Consider the following 17,295-nt stretch of genomic DNA (forward strand, 5'->3'; position numbering starts at 1 on the left):
GGATTCAAGAGCAGGGGCCATAAACCTACGGAGGACCACAGGCCCTCGACCTACGTGTTTGAAGCCCCCCCCCTTCAGGCTCTATGCCGCAGTCGTTCGGGCCGTGCGCCATCATAACCTCGGCCATGACGCCAACGGCCGAATGGGCGGTGTCGCCCGGGATCAGGCCATCCGCGACCTTAATCCGGGTCCGAAGGGCCATTGGCCCTTCGCGGAGAGCGCCGAGAGGCGGAGCCTCTCGGCATTACAGCGAGCGGCTTGCCACTGATCCGCCGCCCACCGTACGATGGCGGGGATACGGACAATCTTAGCCGTTTGGCCTAGCCGTTTAGCTTAGCCGTTTTGGTGGATGATGCCTGGGAAGCGGCCAGAGACGATGTGCGGGGTGCCCATCATGCGGGCGACACGCCGCCCCGGGACGGGGGCGGCCCGCCCATGACTGATCCCCGGGATGTGCTAACCCGCATCGTCGCCGACCGCAGCGTCGCCGACAGCCTTGCCGAGGCTGTCGCCGCCGGGACCCTGCGCCCGGGGGAGGATGGCGTCTGGCTGCGCCCGCCTACCGACGCCACCCCATCGAACTGGATCCGGGAACAGCGGGACGCCAGCCGGAACTGCCGTTTCCACATGGGCGTCATGTTCAACCATGTCTATCGGAAGCGGCAGGTGCCGGCGGGCTGCGCGACCTGCTTCAAGGTGAAGGTCGTGCCGCGCAGCCTGCGCGAACTGATCGCCCTGCACACCGTCAGCCATGCCCTGCCCTATACCTACAAGTGTGGATTGGACGCCGCCTCGGCCTATACCTCGGGCCTCTATGGCGGCTATTTCTATGTGCACGGGTTGGAGGCCGCCCGCGCCGCCCACCGGGCCGTTCGCCAGGCGGTGGACCGCCATCCCAAACTGGGGGATGCCGTCACGGTCTTCATCAAGCGCGGCTGCACGGAGTACGAGGTCCATTGCGGCCCGTCCGACCGCTTCACGGTCCAGCCTGACCAAGCCGAGCTGGAGGCGGCGCTGTTCAGCCGCATCCGCCTAGAGCCTTCGCCGCCCGCCACCCGTATCCGGGTGCAGCAAACCCTGGCCCATTGGATCAGGGAGGCCTATCGCCTGGGAGACGACAGCTATCTGGATTTCACCGGGGGGCGTCGGCTTTATCCGGCCGTCGTTCGCTACGCCGCGACCGTGACGCCAGACGACGGGACGCCATGACCGCGCGCAGACTGCGTCGCGGCTTGTCTTTGCCCGCGGCCGAGCGCTGGCTGGCCGTCGAAGGGCTGGCCATGCTGGCGGTCAGCCGGGCCGTTCTGGCCCTGTTGCCCTTCCGCATCGCCATGCGCTGGCTGGGATTGCGGCTGGACCGCGGGACCGGGAGGATGGGGGGCGAGGCCGAGGAAACCCCGGCGACGCCCAGCGTTCTTCTTGTCGGCGCCGCGGTACGCCGCGCCGCCGCGATCGCCCCGTTCCGCGCCGTCTGCCTGCAGCAGGCCGTCGCCGCCGCCCTCATGCTGCGCCGTCGTGGCCATGCCGCCCAGGTCCATTTCGGCGTGACACGCGATCAGGACGGAAATATCATCGCCCATGCCTGGACACGATGCCAGGGGGAGGTCGTGACCGGGGAGCAACAGATGTCGCAGTACCAACCGATCTCCGTGTTCGTCACGTGACCTCGGCCCTCCCGACAGCCGAGCCGCCGGCCGCAAGCGGTCTGCTCTTGCCTTACCATACGCAGGCGGACTGGCTGCCGCCGGACCTTGCCGACGCCTTGCTCGACCATGCCATCGCCAACGAGGCCCGTTTTCAGCCGGGCTCGATCATGCAAAGCGGCAGGCTCACGGTCGATGAGACCATCCGGCAAGTTTCGGTGCTGGAGCATCTGGGGCCCTTCCAGGAGAGGGTGACGGAAGCCGCCCTGGCCGCCAAGCCCCTGCTCGAGACCCTGTTTGGCATACCGGCCTTCACCGCCAGCCGAGTCGAGATCGAACTGGCCGCCCATGGCGACGGGGCCCATTTCCAACAGCATATCGATACCTTCGTGGTGGTGAACAAGCGCCCCAACCCCCGTATCCTGACGCTGGTGCTGTATCTACACCGCCGGCCCCGGCGGTTCGCCGGCGGCGCCCTGCGTCTCCACGCCCTGGGGGGCGCGGCGATCCGCGACATAGCGCCCGATCACAACCTGCTCGCCGCCTTCCCGTCGTTCGCCCCGCATTCGGTGCAACGCCTGACATGTCCGGGGGGCGCCTTCGCCGACCGGCGCTTCGCCGTAAACATCTGGATCCACCGCTAAGCGTTGATAAAAGGCCGCGATGACAGGCCCCCCTCGGCTCCAACCAGGAAAGCGAAACCCTTGTCCATGACGACCCCCGAGCCCTTGACGCCTGGCTCCCTTGTCGGCTGGCACCCTGAACAGGTTACCGCGGCGGTCGATGGCGAGGTGATCGTCATGGGATTGATCCGGGGTCAGTATGTGGGGCTGGACGATATCGGGTCGGTGCTGTGGACGCTTCTGGAACAACCGCGAACGGTCCGCCAGCTCTGCGATGACCTGGGGCGGCGGTATCAGGGCGATCCGGCCACGATGAGCGCCGACGTCGTGGCCTTCCTGGAGGACCTGCGCGCCCTGGACCTGATCGAGGTGCTCGATGCCGCGCCGCTGAGCGACCCGTAAAGCACACCCCGTTAAAGCAGGACTTTTAACGCGGCGACTTTGAGCGAGATCCCCTAAGATTAGGGCGGCGATGACGCGGAAAACCGGTACCCCCCTTTCTGGTCGCCTCTCCCGGCGGGCAAGGCCAGCCCCGATGTCGACCTTGCCCACCCCCCCTGCGCCCGGGCGGGACGAGGATCGGCTGTTCTATGGCTATCGGCTGCGGACGGAGGTTCCCCTGCCCTCGCTGCCGATCCTGGCCGAGAACGGCGCGCCAGACCTGACGCTGCGGCGCGGCTGGGTGCCCGACCGGCTGCCCGACGCCGTCTGGGCCAGCCCTTTCGTCGAGATCGCCGCCGACGGCGCCGTCCTCATCCGCATTCCCGGTATCCTGGCCTTCCTGATTCGGGACGGCCGCCATGTGACCCTGGACCAAGACAGCGACGCCGCAACCGGCGTCATCGAGACCTTCTTGTTCAGCGTGGGCGCCGGCGCCGTCTTGCATCAGCGCGGCGTGCTGCCGCTGCATGCGAGTTGCGTCATGATCGGCGATGTCGCCGTCGCCATGGCCGGCGTGTCGGGACGGGGGAAATCCACGCTGGCCGGCCTTTTGTCGATGCGCGGGCATGAGGTCGTCACCGACGATGTCTGCCCGGTCGTCTTCCACGAGACCAAGGCCCTGGTCGTCCCCGGCCCGCCCCGCCTCCGGCTTTGGCCCGACGCGGCGGACCTGCTCGGGCTGTCGCCAGGGGATTTGCAAACGGGGCGTCCCGATCATCCCAAGCGGGTGCTGGCCGCCCGGGGGGCGGAGGGGACGCCCAAGCCCCTGGGGGCCGTGGTCCGCATCGGCATCGACAACCGGCTGGAAGCGCCCGTCCTTAGCCGCCTGACCGGACATGCCGCCATCACGCCGATCGAGGATCTGGTCTACCGCGCCCGCCTCGGCCGACGCCTGGACCGCCGGGTGGGGCTGTTCCAGGATCTGGTGCGGCTGGCGGCGCTGGTTCCCCTTTATCAGATGAGTCGTCCCGACGGCCCCGTCGATCCGTCGCTGCTGGCCGATCTTATCGCCTCGACCGTCGTCGCCAAGGGGCGGGACGCGGCCGATGACTGACGGGGCGGCGATCGCCTGGATCGTCTCCTATCCGAAATCGGGCAACACTTGGCTGCGCCTGATGCTGCTCAGCCTGATGCGCGGCGGTCAGGCCATTGATATCAACGCCATCGGCAACGAGGCCGGCACGGCCAGCCATGTCGAGTTCGACGAACTGCTGGGGGTGGACTCCAGCGAGTTGTTCCCCGAGGAGCGGATGGCGGTCCGCCCGGCGCTGAACAGGGCCATCGCCGTTGAAACGGGACCGGGCCTCAAGCTGCGCAAGGTTCACGACCGGTATTGGCATACGCCGTCCGGCGATGCGGTCTTCCCGGCTCCGGTCAGCCGGGGCGCCGTCTATCTGGTGCGCGACCCCCGCGACGTCGCCCTCTCCTTCGCCCATCATCGCGGCTCGACCCTGGACGAGGCCATCGCCACCCTGGCCGATCCGGCGGCGATCCTATCGGCGCCCGGCAACCGTCACCGGCGGCAACTGGCGCAGCCCCTGGGCGACTGGTCGGGCCATGTCCTGTCCTGGCTGGACCAGCCGGACATCCCCGTTCTGCCGCTGCGCTATGAAGACCTGTTGACCGATCCGGCGCGGGGGCTGCGGGCGGTGGCCGACCATCTGGGGATCGCCCATGCCCCCCGGACCATCAAGGCCGCCATCGACGCCACGCGGTTCGAGACCTTGCGGGCGCAGGAGATGGCGCGGGGTTTCAAGGAACGGCAGGTCGGTTCCACCGCGCCATTTTTCCGCCAAGGCGTGGCCGGCGGCTGGCGCCGCGACTTGGCACCGGCGCAGGCCGCGCGCATCCTCGCCGATCACGGCCCGGTAATGGGCCGATTCGGCTATGACCGCGAAACCGGCGGCCGGTGACACAGGCTGAATTTCCAGCGCCCGCCGCCCGGGACAATGCTACCATGGGCCCCGCGCCCCCCTGGGCCGGCGCGCTTGCGCGCCCTGTTGGCGGACGGCGGGGATATCGGCTTTCCTCCCTGCCGCACGCAATCAATCCGACGATCGTAGACGGAGATCCTCATGAACGAGCAAAAGACTTCCGATCCCGTCGAGCTGGAAGACGAAACCAAGCTTCCCGTTTGGCACCGGCCGACCTTCGCCATCCTCGACGTGGAATCGGGCACGGTCACGACGTCGGGGCCTCACGCCGACGGCAATGGCTCGACAAGCTGAGCGGCCGCTATCGCTGAGCGGCGGGTTCGGGTGAGGGGGACGGCTTCTCGCCCCGCCCTGACGGAGGCCCGATGAACGGCTTCGCGGGCCATGTCGTATTCGATCGCCAGGATGGCGGCGCTGGGCTTTGCGGCTTCCTACCGATCCGCGAGGGGCGGTGGCGGGTGGCCCTTGCCGGCCGGCTGGACGACCGCCACACCAGCGCTGCCGCCCTCGACCTGCCGGCGGGCCGCGACCTCGCCGATATCGATCTGGCGGCGCGAGCGGTGGAGCGCTGGGGCATGGATGCCGCCGCCCATCTGTTGGGCGATTTCGCGCTGGCCGCCTGGTTTGGCGATGAACGCCGGTTGATGCTGGCCGGCGACGCTATGGGCATGCGCACCGTCTATTATTGGCGCGGCCCGGACCGCGTGGTGTTCGCCACCGGCCTGCGCGATCTGCTGGCCATGCCGGGCGTGCCGCGCGCAATCGACGAAGTGTTCGTCGCCGACCATCTCGCCCTGAATTACGGAGATGACGAGGCGACCTTTTATCGCGACATCCGCAAGGTCCGCCCCGGCGCCCGCGTGCTGCTGAGCGCGCGCGGCATTGACCATCACCGGTTCCATCGCTTCGACCCGGAACGCCGCATCCGTTTGGCCAAGGACGGGGATTATGTCGACCATGCCCGTGACCTGCTCGATCGGGCGGTGGCCGACCGGATGCGGCAGGAAAAGATCGCCATCATGGGCAGCGGCGGCCTGGACAGCGCCTGTCTGGCGGTGGCGGCCCTGCGCCATGCGCCGAGCGTTCCCTTCCTGACGGCCGTCCCCGAACCGGGAGTGCCGACGGCGCCGACGGCGGGCCATGTCGATGAACGGCCTTATGTCGAGGCCCTGGCGGCGGCCTTCCCCGGCCTGCGCCCGGAATTCCTGTCCCCCTCCCCGACGACCGATTGGGCGCCGGAACACTGGTCGCTAACCGTCGCCGGCGCCGCGCCCTATCGCATGGCCGGCAACGTCCTGTGGCTGAATGAAGCGGCCCGCCGAGCGGCGGCGCTGGGGGCGACCAGCTACCTGACCGGAGCGGTCGGCAACCTCGGCCTGACTTGGGACGGCTTGCGCGGCCTGCCCTGCCTGTTCAAGCGGGGACGCTGGCTGCGCCTGACCCGCGAATTGCTGCTGACCTCGCGCGGCCATCCGCGCCGGCTGGCCGGCCTGACCTGGCGTTCCCTGCTCCAGCCCCTGGTCGGGCGCCGGTTCGACGAAGGGGATCTGCTGGCCGCCTGCGGCCTTACCCCGGCGACGCTGCGGCGGTTCGACATGGCCGAGCGGCTGCGGCAGCGGGGGAACGACCCGTCCTTCATCCTGTCGCCCGACAGCCGCCGCTTCCGCATCGCCGCCCTCTGCCGCAACCGGGCGCGCCGCCCCGACGGGATGAACAGCCTGCGCGGCTTCCAGGGCATCGACAACAGCGCCCCCCTGGCCGATCTGCGGCTGGTCGAGTTTTGTCTCGCCATTCCGGAAGATCAGTATCTGCGCGACGGCACCACCCGCTGGCTGTCGCGCCGCCTGCTGCGGGCGGCGGGCGTTCCGGCGATGGTCACGGACAATCGCCGGCGCGGCTACCAGCATCCCGAATGGTTCGCCCACCTAAGCCGGGCCCGCCCCTCCCTGGCCGAGCAGGTGGACCGCCTGGAGCGCTCGCCGACCGCCAGCCGCCTGATCGACGTCGAGCGCCTGAAACGCCGGATCGCCGACTGGCCAGAGACCACCGCCGCCGCCGAGGCCGAGCGCGTCGGCTTGCAGGTGATGATGCAAGAGGCGCTGAATGTCGGCGCCTACATCGCCTGGGTCGAGGGGACCAACTGACCCCTCCCCGCCACCACCCCCGCCCCGGCGACGCGCCCTATTCGACCGTCACGCTCTTGGCCAGATTGCGCGGCTGGTCCACGTCGGTGCCTTTGATGACGGCGACGTGATAGGCCAGAAGCTGGACCGGGATCGCATAGAGGATCGGGGCGACGAAGGGATCGACGGCGGGCAGCACCACTGAAAAGGCCGGGGTGACGCCCAGACGGCGATTGCCCTCGCTATCGGACAGGAAAATCACCTTGCCGCCGCGGGCGACGACCTCCTGGACGTTCGAGGCGGTCTTGTCGAACAAGCCATCCGATGGGGCGATGACGATCACCGGCACGGTTTCGTCGATCAGGGCGATGGGGCCGTGCTTCATTTCGCCCGCCGCATAGCCCTCGGCGTGGATATAGCTGATTTCCTTGAGCTTCAGCGCGCCTTCCAGGGCGATGGGGAAGGCGGTGCCGCGCCCCAGATAGAGCACGTCGCGGGCCTCGGCCACGGTCTGGGCGATGGCGCGCAGGTCCTCGTCGTATTTCAAGATCTCGGCGGCGCGCGCCGGCACCTCGGTCAACCCCTTGGAGAGCCGCGCCTCGCCATCGGCATCAAGTTGACCCTTGGCCCGGGCCAGGGCAATGGTCAGGCAGGCGAGAACCACCAATTGGGTGGTGAAGGCCTTGGTCGAGGCGACGCCGATCTCGGGACCGGCCAGGGTGGTCAGCACGGCGTCGGATTCGCGGGCCATGGTGCTTTCGGCCACATTGACGATCGACAGGCAGCGCAGGCCCTTGGCCTTGCAGTGGCGGAGCGCGGCCAAGGTATCGGCGGTCTCGCCCGACTGGCTGATGAACAGCGCCAGCCCGCCGGCTTGCAGCGGCGGATCGCGGTAGCGGAATTCACTGCCGACATCGAGATCGACGGGCACGCGGGCGATGGATTCGATCCAATAGCGCGCGACCATCGCCGCATAGGACGAGGTGCCGCAAGCGATCAGCGTCACCCGCTCCACATCATCGAGGGCGAAGGGCAGCGGCGGCAGGGTGATCGTGCGTTCGACCGGATTGAACATGGCGTTCAGGGTGTCGCCGATCACCTGCGGCTGCTCGTAGATTTCCTTGAGCATGTAGTGGCGATGGCCGCCCTTGCCGATCATCGCCCCCGAAACCGACGACAGATGGATCTTGCGCTCGACGATGGCGCCGCTGACATCGCGGAACACCGCGCCCTCGCGGGTCACCCGCACCCAATCGCCATCTTCCAGATAGGCGATGCGCCGGGTGAGCGGCGCCAGGGTCAGGGCGTCCGAGCCAAGGAACATCTCGCCGTCGCCATAGCCCACGGCCAGCGGGCTGCCCTTGCGCGCGGCGAACAGCAGGTTTTCCTCGCCGGCGATCAGGATGACCAGGGCGAAGGCGCCTTCCAGCTCGCCGATCGCCTTGCCCACCGCCTCTTCCGGGCTCAGACCCTCATCGAGGTACTCGGTGATCAGATGGACGACCGCCTCGGTATCGGTGGCGGTGGCGAAGACATGGCCCTTGGCCAGCAGGCGATCGCGCAGGGCAACGAAGTTCTCGATGATGCCGTTATGAACCACCGCCACCTTGGCGCTGGCGTGGGGATGGGCGTTGACCTCATTGGGCACGCCATGGGTGGCCCAGCGCGTATGGCCGATGCCGATGATGCCGGCCAGCGGCGCCTCGACTAGGCGCTTTTCCAGATTGCCCAGCTTGCCCTGCGCCCGGCGGCGATCGATGACGCCATCGACCAGGGTGGCGATGCCGGTGGAATCATAGCCCCGGTATTCCAGCCGCCTCAGGCCTTCCATCAACGAGGGAACCACGTCCTTGACGCCGATAATGCCGATGATGCCGCACATGGGTGGAGCCACTCCTTAGAAAACACGAAATACCGCCGGGGAACCCCCGCGAGCTAATTTTTGCCGGTCAGCCGGCGCATATGCGCGCGGAACTTGGCCGCCCAGCCGGGACGGACCTCGTGGGGGCCCCGGGTCAGGGCCAGGGCGTCGGCCTCGACATCGCGGGCGATGGTCGATCCGGCGCCGATGATCGCCCCGGCGCCGATGCTCACCGGCGCCACCAGGGCGGTGTTCGAACCGATGAAGGCGCCTTCGCCGATGTCGGTATGGTATTTGCCAAAGCCGTCGTAATTGCAGGTGATGGTGCCGGCGCCGATATTGGCCCGCGCCCCCACCCGGGCATCGCCGATATAGGTCAGGTGATTGACCTTGGCGCCCTGTTCGACGGCGCTGTTCTTGATCTCAACGAAATTGCCGACATGGGCGCCCTCGGCGATCGTCGCGCCGGGCCGCAGGCGGGCATAGGGGCCCAGCGTCGCCTTTGCCGCCACCCGTGCCCCTTCGATATGGCAAAAGCCCTTGATCTCGACGCCATCGCCGATCTCGACGCCCGGGCCGAAGGTGACGAAGGGGCCGATGCTGACATCGCGGCCCAGGCGGGTATCGGCGCTGAAGAACACGGTTTCGGGCGCGGTCAGGGTCGCCCCGCCCTCCATCGCCTTCTCGCGCAGCCGGCCCTGGATCACCGCCTCGGCGGCGGCCAGCTCCGACCGGCTGTTGACGCCCAGCAGTTCCTCGGCCGCACCTTCGACCACGGCGCAGGCGCGGCCCATCCCCCGGGCGAGGGCGACGATATCGGTCAGGTAGTATTCACCCTTGGCGTTGTCGTTGCCCACCGCCGCGAGCAGGGCGAACAACACCCGGCCATCGACCGCCATCACCCCGGAATTGCACAGGCCGATCGCCCGCTGCTCGGCCGTGGCGTCCTTGTATTCAACGATCGCCTCCAAGCCGGCCGGGCTGGTGATCAGCCGGCCATACTGCAAGGGATCGGCCGGACGGAAGCCTAGGACCACCACCGCCGGATCCTCGGCGGCCAGCCGGGCCTCGACCATGCGGGTCAGGGTTTCCGGGGTGATCAGCGGCGTATCGCCATACAGGATCAGCACGGTGCCGTCAAAACCGGCCAAGGCTTCCCCGGCCTGGGCCACCGCATGGGCGGTGCCCAGGCGCTCGGCCTGCAGCACGGTGGGCAGCGGGGCGACGCGATCGGCCACGCTTTCCATCCCCGGGCCGATAACCACCACCGTGCGGCTGGGCGCCACCGCTCCCAGGGCGTGGATCAGATGGGCGACCATCGGCCGGCCGGCCAGCGGGTGGAGAACCTTGGGAAGCGCGGATTTCATCCGCGTGCCCTGTCCGGCGGCGAGAATGACGGCTGCGGTCTTGGTCATCGGAAAACCAGCGGTTATTGTTGCGGGATCCGGGTCTGCGGCAGGAAGCGCAGGCGCGGCGACGATGGGCGGGGGAACGGCGGCGATCACCAGACCCCCTCCCGGCCCGGAGGCGCCCCATCCTTCGTGGCCGCAAGGTGCCACAGGCTTCGGCAGCGCACAAAATCAAACTTTATTACGGTCCGTTACAGGGCCGTCTTCAGGGAGTCCCCGATGTCCGCCTCCGTCCATCCCCCCCCGCCGCCCCGGCCCTTCCCCTTGCCCAAGGCCGTGATCTTCGATCTCGACGGCACCCTGGTCCACAGCCTGCCCGGGCTGACCGACGCCCTGAACAAGACCCTGGCCGAGGATGATCTGGCGCCGCTGGACGAAGCGGCGGTCAAACGCATGGTCGGCGAAGGGGCCGGATTGTTGGTGGCGCGCGCCTTCGCCGCCTATGGCCTTGGCCGGGCCGACGATGCCGATGACACGGCAACGCAAGCCCGGCTCGCGCGCTTTCTCGCCCATTACGCCCCCGACCCGCTGGCCGGCGCCAGCGTCTATCCTGGCGCCTTGGCCCTGCTCGGCGCCCTGGCGGCGCGCGGCATCCGCCTGGGGGTTTGCACCAACAAGCCCGAAGGCCCGGCCCGCGCCCTGCTGGAAGGCCTGGGCCTCGCCGATCCGATCATGGATGTGGTCGGCGGCGACACCTTGGCCCAGCGCAAACCCGACCCGGCGCCGCTGCGCGCCCTGCTCGACAGCCTGGGCGTGGAGGCCGATCAGGCGCTGATGGTCGGTGACAGCCCCACCGATGTCGCCACCGCCAAGGCGGCGGGCGTGCCGGTGGTGGTGATGTCCTATGGCTATAGCCGCGAGCCGGTGGCCAGCCTGGGCGCCCTCGCCGTCTTCGATGATTTCGCCAGCCTGGGTGATTGGCTGGGATTTCCCCAGCCTGGGGGCGATCGACTGGGGGCAACTCCGGCTTTGAGCGAGAATCCGGCTTGACAGCCCGGGTCCGCCTGCCCTAAAAGCCACCCCCTGCGCCGGCACGATCCGCCGGCTTCGCAGCGGGCCCGATGGGCCCCTGGCGGGCGCGTAGCTCAGCGGGAGAGCACTGCCTTCACACGGCAGGGGTCACAGGTTCAATCCCTGTCGCGCCCACCATAAAACCCAAGACCAAGGCCCCCGTTTCGGGGGCTTTTCGTTTTTCCGGGTCACCGACGGACTCGCGGCCCTACCAGCGGCATAGGGCCCCTCGTATCCCCCTGGACCGGGCTTCAAGCGCTTAGCTTAATATGAGACAGTGGGACCGATGGCTGCGTGCCCCTGCGATCTCGGAGAGACTGCCTTAGGGTGCGGAAAGACCCTCGCGACTGGCGGTTTTATCTGGCTATCAGCCGCGGTCACGCTTCATCTTCTGGCCCGACGCCGTCTCGGAGGCTTGCCATGACCGGACTCATGATTGTCGCCTATGTAGTGATGCCTGCCGTCGTGGTGATCGGCGCCTATATCGCGGTGCGCCTTCATGAGAGGGCGATCCATCGCCGATAACGCCACCAACGGACTATTCCATGACTTACGAGGACTTCAACGCGTTCTGCCGCGCGCTTCCGGCGACCACCCATGTGGTTCAATGGGGCGGCGCCGATGTCTGGAAGGTTGGCGGCAAGGTGTTCGCCATCGGCGGATGGGAGACCGGCGAACCGAGCTTCGTCTTCAAAGCCGGCGAAGTCGCCTACGAGATGCTGAAGGAGCAACCGGGCCTGCGTCCGGCGCCCTATCTGGCCTCCCGAGGGTTGAAATGGATCCAGCATTACGCCCAGCCCGGCTTGTCGGACGACGATTTGCGAGCCTACATCCGCCGGTCGCACACCATCGTCGCCCAGGGCTTGTCGAAGAAAAAGCGGCGTGAACTGGGCCTTGAAGTCCTCTGCTGAAAAGGCGGTCAGCCCCCGCTTTGCAAGCCACGCCTTCCGCGAAAGGAGATCGCGTGACGAATCGCTCCCGCCTCTATCTGACAGGGGCGTCCTGCTCGGGTGTTTCCACCCTTGGCGCCGCGCTGTCCCAACGATTGAACCTTCCGCACCTGGATGTGGATGATTTCTACTGGATGCCGACCGATCCCCCGTTCAGCACCAAGCGGCCCCCGGAAGATCGGGTCCGCTTGATCGGCAAGCGGCAAAGGGACAGCGAGGGGTGGATCTTGACGGGCTCCTTCCTCGGCTGGGGGGACGCCCTGATCGAGACCGTCGATCTGATCGTGTTTCTTTACACGCCCCCCGCCATCCGGCTTCAGCGCCTCGACCACCGCGAGGCCACCCGGTATGGCGAGCGCATCCTGCCCGGCGGGGACATGCACAAGGCGCATCTGGCGTTCCGCGCCTGGGCATCGCGTTATGACGATCCTTCCTTCACCGGACGCACGCTTGAGCAACACGAGCTTTGGCTGAGCGCTCAAACCGCCCCGGTCCTTCGTCTTCAAGGCGAACGCCCCACCGGGGATCTGGCGCAATGCGTGGCGGAAGCGCTGCCTCGCCTTTAACACGGCGGAGGGAAAAGGGGGGTAAAGGGATCCGACCCCTTTTTTATCCTCTGCTCAAGAAAAATTGCGGGTCGCGGCGCCTTTCTGTTTTGCCATCGGCCGAAGGCCCGGCATAAGATCGCTTTGATCGACTGAGTGGCAACTAGGGTTCCGGGCGAAGGTCGTCGTCGCTGGTCCAAGCGTTGCGGAAACCGTGGGAGTCGCCACGGCTGCACCCGAGGGGGAAAAGCCCAGAGGAGGAGAGGTCGAGACAACCGGTTGCCCCAGCGGGGCAAAGGAGGTCTCGTGTCGTGCTTCGCTCTCGTTCTCGTCGTCCTTGCCGCGGTCATTCATGCCAGTTGGAATCTGCTGTCCAAGCGCGCCGCTTCGGCCGGGCCGACCTTTGTCTTCGCCTACACCTTCACCGCCTGCCTGGCCTATGCGCCCTGGGCCCTCTGGTTGATCGCCCAAGGGGCGGTCGCCTGGAGCGCCAGCGTCGTCGGTTGCCTGCTGATCAGCGGGATTGTCCATCTTGGCTATAGCCTCTGCCTTCAGCGCGGCTATCAGGTCGCCGACCTGTCGGTTGTCTATCCGGTGGCGCGCGGCACCGGTCCGCTGCTCGCGGTCCTCGCCGCCATCGTGTTTCTTGGCGAGCAACCAAGCCTCCGGGGCGTTTTCGGGCTAATCGCCGTGGTCGGGGGGATCGCCCTGATTTCGACCCAGGGCAGGCTGGCGGCGTTCCGCAAACCCGGCGGTTCCAGCGGCGTTCTCTGGGGACTGGCGACGGGGGGCCTGATCGCCTCCTATACGGTTGTCGACGCTTATGGGGTGATGACGCTTGGCATCGCCCCGGTCGTGCTCGATTGGTTTGCCAATGGCGCGCGCGTCGTGCTTCTCGCGCCGCTCATCGCCGCCAATCCCCGGCGGGCGCGTGAGGCCATGGCCGGCAAATGGCCGCTGGCGATCGGCGTCGGCCTGCTCTCGCCGCTGTCCTATATTCTGGTGCTGGCCGCCCTTGATATCGGCGCGCCGCTCAGCATCGCCGCCCCCTTGCGCGAGATGTCGATGATGGTCGGCGCCTTGCTCGGCATGGTTCTGCTCAAGGAGCGGGTCGGGGCGTGGCGGTTCGGGGGATGCGCCGTTCTTCTGTGCGGGGTCGTCGCCCTGGGCGGCGCGTGATCGGCCCCCCGTTCCGGCATCGCCCCTTCTCAAAAAGATTACCTACAGGGATCACTCCCTTCTAACGGGTAGACGCATTTTCCCAAGGGTTGCCCGGGGCCATCCTCCTCCTTTAAAGTAGGCGCCCGCCAAGGCTGGCGCGGGTCGGGATCATGGGGTCCGCCGCGTCGCGCCCGGAGTGTTTGTCCCCAACCAGGTGCCTTTTTCCTTATGAAGTCGTTCGTTGCCTTAGCCTTGGGTTTTGCCGTTCTCCATGCGCCGCTGGCGCGGGCCGAGTGTTACCAGTGGCCGCTGCGCGAGCATCAGGGGCGGGTGGTTTATGATGGCGATACGCTTTACACCACCCTGCCCGGCGCGCCGGCCGAACTGGCGGCGATCAGCGTGCGCATTCGCGGCATCGATACCGCCGAGATCCGGGCGAAATGCGACGAGGAACGCTATCAGGCCACCGCCGCCCGCGATTACCTGGAACATCTGTTGTCGCAAGGCCAGCCCGAGTTCTGCGAGGTCGCCTGGGACAAATACGGCGGCCGGGTCGATGCCACGGTGCGGGTGGGCGGCAAGGATATCGCCACGGAAATGGTCCGCGCCGGCTTCGCCCGCAGCTATAGCGGCGGCGCGCGCGCAAGCTGGTGCGGATAACCCCCGACCGCCGATGACAGGGCGCCTCGCCCCCCGCTATACTGGGGCATGAGCCTGCCCCCCCCTCCCCTTCCGCCGGCGCCGCCAGCCCGACCGCTGCCGGCGCCGCCCCCCGTTCCCGCCCTGGTGACCGGAGCGCGGGGCGGGGTGATGCTGTCGCCCGATGGCGAGATCGAAACCCTGGTGCCCGGGGCCGCCGCCGCCGAGCGTCTGCGGCTGGCCTGCCCGATGGTCTGCCACCTGCCCGCCGCCGCCCAGCGCCTGCAGGCGACGTGGTTTCCCGGCTACGACCTTCTCGACCTCCACGCCTTCGTCCGCCCGGCCCGCTTCTGCGCCCCCACGCCGCGCGGTCTGGCCCGCGCCCTGGGATTGCCGCTGCCGACCTCGCCCGAGGACGAGGCGCGTACCCTGGTCCATGCCGCCATGGTGCTGCTTGATGACCTGAGCCGCCTTCCCGACAAGGCCAAGCGCGAGGCCCATGCCATCGCCCTAGTCATGGCGCGCGGCGGCTGGCCCTGGGGGCGCGGCGTGCTCGCCCTGCTCGATCCCGGCGACGGCGGCGGAGCGGCGGGGGCGCCACGCGCCCTGGCCGTGTGGAAAGACCTGCCCGAAGTCTCAGAACACGCCCCCGAGCCGCCGCCCGGCAATATCCCGGTCGAACCGGCCGAGGCCCGGGCCAAGCTTGCCGCCCTGCTTGGCCAAGGGGCCGAGGCCCGCCCCCAGCAGGCCGATTACGCCAGCGCGCTGTGCGTCGCCTTCCAGCCGCGCGCCACCCCCGATTGGCCGACCCTGGTTCTGGCCGAGGCCGGCACCGGCGTGGGCAAGACGCTGGGCTATATCGCCCCGGCCAGCCTGTGGGCCGAGCGCAACGAAGGCACGGTGTGGATCAGCACCTATACCCGCAATCTGCAGCGCCAGTTGGACGGCGAACTCGATCGGCTTTATCCCGATCCGGCCGAGAAGATGCGTAAGGTGGTGATCCGCAAGGGCCGCGAAAACTATCTGTGCCTGCTCAATTACGAAGAGGCGGTGGGGCGGCTGGGCGCCACCCCCCAAGAGGCGGTGGCCCTTGGCCTGATGGCGCGCTGGATCAAGGCCACCCGCGACGGCGATATGGTCGGCGGCGATTTCCCCGGCTGGATGGTCGATATCCTGGGCCGCGAGCGCTCGCTGGCCCTGGCCGATCGCCGGGGGGAATGCGTGTTCTCGTCGTGCGACCACTACGACCGCTGCTTCATCGAACGCGCCGTGCGCCGGGCCCGGCGTGCCCGGCTGGTGGTCGCCAACCACGCCCTGGTGCTGATCCAGGCCGCCCTGGGCGGCATCGATGACGACAGCCGCCCCACCCGCTATATCCTTGACGAGGGGCATCATGTGTTCGATGCCGCCGACAGCGCCTTTTCCGCCCATCTTTCGGGCTTCGAGGGCGCCGAATTGCGGCGCTGGCTGCTCGGCGCCGAAGAGGGTCACCGCTCGCGGGCGCGCGGCCTGCGGCGTCGGGTGGACGGGCTTTATGATCAAGCCGGTCCGCTGGCCGCCGATCTGGAGGAGGCCCTGGATGGCGCCCGTGCCTTGCCCGGGCCGGGCTGGGCGCAAAGGCTGGCCGGCGGCACCGGGCGCGGCGCCATCGAACGCTTCCTGGCAACGGCGCGCACCCAGGTGCTGGCCCGCGCCCCGGCAAGCGAAAGCGCCCATGGCCTGGAAACCGACCTGCGGCCGCCGCTGCCCGAATTGCTCGACGACGCCCGCGCCGTCGTCGCCGCCCTAACCGATCTTGTCGTGCCGCTGAAGGCTTTCGTCCGTGCCCTGGTCAAACGCCTTGACGAGGAGGCGGACGAGCTTGACACCCCGACGCGCGCCCGCATCGAAAGCGTCGCCCGCTCGATCGAACGCCGCGCCCTGGGACCGGCCCAGGTCTGGCGCGATATGGCCGCCTCGATCGCCGAGGACCCGCCCGCCGATTTCGTCGATTGGCTCGAACTTGAACGCAGCGAGGGCCGCGAGGTCGATATCGGCATGCACCGCCATTGGATCGACCCCACCCGCCCCTTCGCCGCCACTTTGGCCGCCCGCGCCCATGGTCTGGTGGTGACCTCGGCGACGCTGCGCGACGGCAGCGGCGATGGCGAGGCCGATTGGCTGAGCGCCGAGGCCCGGGCCGGCGCCCCCCATCTGGGCACCCCGGCCATCCGCGCCAGCGTTCCCTCGCCCTTCGATTACCCCGCCACCACGCGGGTTCTGGTGATCACCGATGTCAAGCGCGACGACCTCGATCAGGTCTCCGCCGCCTATCGCGAGCTGTTCCGCGCGGCCGGCGGCGGCGGGCTGGGGTTGTTCACCGCCATCGGCCGCCTGCGCGCCGTCCATGCCCGCATCGCCCCGGCCCTGGACGCCCTGGGCCTGCCCCTGCTCGCCCAGCATGTCGACGCCATGGATATCAGCACCCTGATCGAGATCTTCCGCGCCGAGGAGGACGCCTGCCTGCTCGGCACCGACGCGGTCAGGGACGGGGTGGACGTGCCCGGACGCTCGCTGCGCCTGATCGTCTTTGACCGCGTGCCCTGGCCGCGCCCCGACATCTTGCACAAGGCGCGGCGCAAGGCGATGGGCGGAAGCCTTTATGACGACCGCATCGCCCGGCTGCGCCTGAAGCAGGCCTTCGGCCGGCTGGTCCGCCGGGCCGGCGATCGCGGCGTCTTCGTCATGCTCGATTCACGCCTGCCCTCGCGCCTGGGCGGCGCCTTCCCCGAAGGCGTGGTGATCGAACGGGTCGGCCTCGCCAGCGCCGTCGCCATCGTTGCCCAAAGCGTCGGCTCCCCCCGGGGGCGGTAACCAGGGCGGAGTAGGGCCAAGGCGCCGCCAGAAGGAAAATTTCCCAAGATCCTTGCCGCGCTTTTGCGCCTGCTCCCCTGGCGATCGCGCCGATCGTCCCCA

The 17,295-nt window shown here is 68.4% G+C and carries 16 protein-coding genes and 1 tRNA gene; 15 read left to right on the top strand and 2 right to left on the bottom strand.

Annotated features, from left to right (window positions below):
* Nucleotides 1–435 precede the first annotated feature (435 nt).
* The 8 genes from RRU_RS15605 (at nt 436) to RRU_RS15640 (ending at nt 6,785) form a co-directional block, all read left to right on the top strand.
* Nucleotides 436–1,209, top strand: coding sequence for a hypothetical protein (locus tag RRU_RS15605; protein WP_011390770.1), 774 nt, complete (start codon nt 436–438; stop codon nt 1,207–1,209).
* Complete coding sequence (locus RRU_RS15610; RefSeq protein ID WP_011390771.1) at nt 1,206–1,664, top strand: lasso peptide biosynthesis B2 protein; 459 nt, start codon at nt 1,206–1,208, stop codon at nt 1,662–1,664. The genes RRU_RS15605 and RRU_RS15610 overlap by 4 nt, the downstream gene beginning before the upstream one ends.
* Nucleotides 1,665–1,711: 47 nt before the next feature.
* The gene (locus RRU_RS15615; RefSeq protein WP_237703779.1) at nt 1,712–2,287 is read left to right on the top strand and encodes a 2OG-Fe(II) oxygenase; all 576 of its coding nucleotides are present in this window, start codon (nt 1,712–1,714) and stop codon (nt 2,285–2,287) included.
* Between the two features lie 66 nt (nt 2,288–2,353).
* On the top strand, nt 2,354–2,668 hold the full coding sequence (locus RRU_RS15620) for a PqqD family protein (protein WP_011390773.1): 315 nt from the start codon (nt 2,354–2,356) through the stop codon (nt 2,666–2,668).
* A 133-nt stretch (nt 2,669–2,801) separates the two neighbouring features.
* Nucleotides 2,802–3,761: an HPr kinase gene (locus RRU_RS15625; RefSeq protein WP_014626495.1), complete on the top strand. Its 960-nt coding sequence runs from the start codon at nt 2,802–2,804 to the stop codon at nt 3,759–3,761.
* Nucleotides 3,754–4,620 (top strand): sulfotransferase domain-containing protein, encoded by an 867-nt coding sequence (locus RRU_RS15630; RefSeq protein ID WP_011390775.1) that lies wholly within the window; start codon nt 3,754–3,756, stop codon nt 4,618–4,620. The genes RRU_RS15625 and RRU_RS15630 overlap by 8 nt, the downstream gene beginning before the upstream one ends.
* 162 nt (nt 4,621–4,782) lie before the next feature.
* On the top strand, nt 4,783–4,935 hold the full coding sequence (locus RRU_RS15635) for a hypothetical protein (RefSeq protein ID WP_014626496.1): 153 nt from the start codon (nt 4,783–4,785) through the stop codon (nt 4,933–4,935).
* Nucleotides 4,936–5,006: 71 nt separating this feature from the next.
* Nucleotides 5,007–6,785, top strand: a complete 1,779-nt coding sequence (locus tag RRU_RS15640; RefSeq protein ID WP_011390776.1) for an asparagine synthase-related protein — start codon at nt 5,007–5,009, stop codon at nt 6,783–6,785.
* Nucleotides 6,786–6,822: 37 nt separating this feature from the next.
* Here RRU_RS15640 and glmS read toward each other — a convergent pair whose 3' ends face one another.
* Both glmS and glmU read right to left on the bottom strand, forming a co-directional pair.
* Entirely contained in the window at nt 6,823–8,646 is a 1,824-nt protein-coding gene (gene glmS / locus RRU_RS15645) for a glutamine--fructose-6-phosphate transaminase (isomerizing) (RefSeq protein WP_011390777.1), read from the bottom strand.
* A gap of 53 nt (nt 8,647–8,699) precedes the next feature.
* Nucleotides 8,700–10,040, bottom strand: a complete 1,341-nt coding sequence (glmU, locus tag RRU_RS15650; protein ID WP_014626497.1) for a bifunctional UDP-N-acetylglucosamine diphosphorylase/glucosamine-1-phosphate N-acetyltransferase GlmU — start codon at nt 10,038–10,040, stop codon at nt 8,700–8,702.
* A 213-nt stretch (nt 10,041–10,253) separates the two neighbouring features.
* Between glmU and gph the strand changes: the two genes are divergently transcribed.
* The 7 genes from gph to RRU_RS15685 all read left to right on the top strand — a co-directional run bounded on the left by gph (nt 10,254) and on the right by RRU_RS15685 (nt 17,193).
* Entirely contained in the window at nt 10,254–11,024 is a 771-nt protein-coding gene (gph, locus tag RRU_RS15655) for a phosphoglycolate phosphatase (protein ID WP_011390779.1), read from the top strand.
* Between the two features lie 84 nt (nt 11,025–11,108).
* Nucleotides 11,109–11,183, top strand: a tRNA-Val gene (locus RRU_RS15660).
* A 407-nt stretch (nt 11,184–11,590) separates the two neighbouring features.
* The gene (locus RRU_RS15665) at nt 11,591–11,956 is read left to right on the top strand and encodes an MmcQ/YjbR family DNA-binding protein (RefSeq protein WP_011390780.1); all 366 of its coding nucleotides are present in this window, start codon (nt 11,591–11,593) and stop codon (nt 11,954–11,956) included.
* A 53-nt stretch (nt 11,957–12,009) separates the two neighbouring features.
* On the top strand, nt 12,010–12,561 hold the full coding sequence (locus tag RRU_RS15670; protein WP_011390781.1) for an ATP-binding protein: 552 nt from the start codon (nt 12,010–12,012) through the stop codon (nt 12,559–12,561).
* Nucleotides 12,562–12,846: 285 nt separating this feature from the next.
* Nucleotides 12,847–13,719, top strand: coding sequence for a DMT family transporter (locus RRU_RS15675; protein WP_014626499.1), 873 nt, complete (start codon nt 12,847–12,849; stop codon nt 13,717–13,719).
* A gap of 210 nt (nt 13,720–13,929) precedes the next feature.
* Nucleotides 13,930–14,361, top strand: coding sequence for a thermonuclease family protein (locus tag RRU_RS15680; protein ID WP_011390783.1), 432 nt, complete (start codon nt 13,930–13,932; stop codon nt 14,359–14,361).
* 48 nt (nt 14,362–14,409) lie between these two features.
* Nucleotides 14,410–17,193: an ATP-dependent DNA helicase gene (locus tag RRU_RS15685; protein ID WP_011390784.1), complete on the top strand. Its 2,784-nt coding sequence runs from the start codon at nt 14,410–14,412 to the stop codon at nt 17,191–17,193.
* Nucleotides 17,194–17,295 lie beyond the last annotated feature (102 nt).

It is taken from the genome of Rhodospirillum rubrum ATCC 11170, assembly GCF_000013085.1.
Lineage (GTDB): Bacteria > Pseudomonadota > Alphaproteobacteria > Rhodospirillales > Rhodospirillaceae > Rhodospirillum > Rhodospirillum rubrum.

Bases quoted from the DNA above. Each gene is read 5' to 3' on its own strand.
- RRU_RS15605 (WP_011390770.1), top strand. From the start codon at position 436: ATGACTGATCCCCGGGATGTGCTAACCCGCATCGTCGCCGACCGCAGC.
- RRU_RS15610 (WP_011390771.1), top strand. From the start codon at position 1,206: ATGACCGCGCGCAGACTGCGTCGCGGCTTGTCTTTGCCCGCGGCCGAG.
- RRU_RS15620 (WP_011390773.1), top strand. From the start codon at position 2,354: ATGACGACCCCCGAGCCCTTGACGCCTGGCTCCCTTGTCGGCTGGCAC.
- RRU_RS15625 (WP_014626495.1), top strand. From the start codon at position 2,802: ATGTCGACCTTGCCCACCCCCCCTGCGCCCGGGCGGGACGAGGATCGG.
- RRU_RS15630 (WP_011390775.1), top strand. From the start codon at position 3,754: ATGACTGACGGGGCGGCGATCGCCTGGATCGTCTCCTATCCGAAATCG.
- RRU_RS15635 (WP_014626496.1), top strand. From the start codon at position 4,783: ATGAACGAGCAAAAGACTTCCGATCCCGTCGAGCTGGAAGACGAAACC.
- RRU_RS15640 (WP_011390776.1), top strand. From the start codon at position 5,007: ATGAACGGCTTCGCGGGCCATGTCGTATTCGATCGCCAGGATGGCGGC.
- glmS (WP_011390777.1), bottom strand. From the start codon at position 8,646: ATGTGCGGCATCATCGGCATTATCGGCGTCAAGGACGTGGTTCCCTCG.
- glmU (WP_014626497.1), bottom strand. From the start codon at position 10,040: ATGACCAAGACCGCAGCCGTCATTCTCGCCGCCGGACAGGGCACGCGG.
- gph (WP_011390779.1), top strand. From the start codon at position 10,254: ATGTCCGCCTCCGTCCATCCCCCCCCGCCGCCCCGGCCCTTCCCCTTG.
- RRU_RS15665 (WP_011390780.1), top strand. From the start codon at position 11,591: ATGACTTACGAGGACTTCAACGCGTTCTGCCGCGCGCTTCCGGCGACC.
- RRU_RS15680 (WP_011390783.1), top strand. From the start codon at position 13,930: ATGAAGTCGTTCGTTGCCTTAGCCTTGGGTTTTGCCGTTCTCCATGCG.
- RRU_RS15685 (WP_011390784.1), top strand. From the start codon at position 14,410: ATGAGCCTGCCCCCCCCTCCCCTTCCGCCGGCGCCGCCAGCCCGACCG.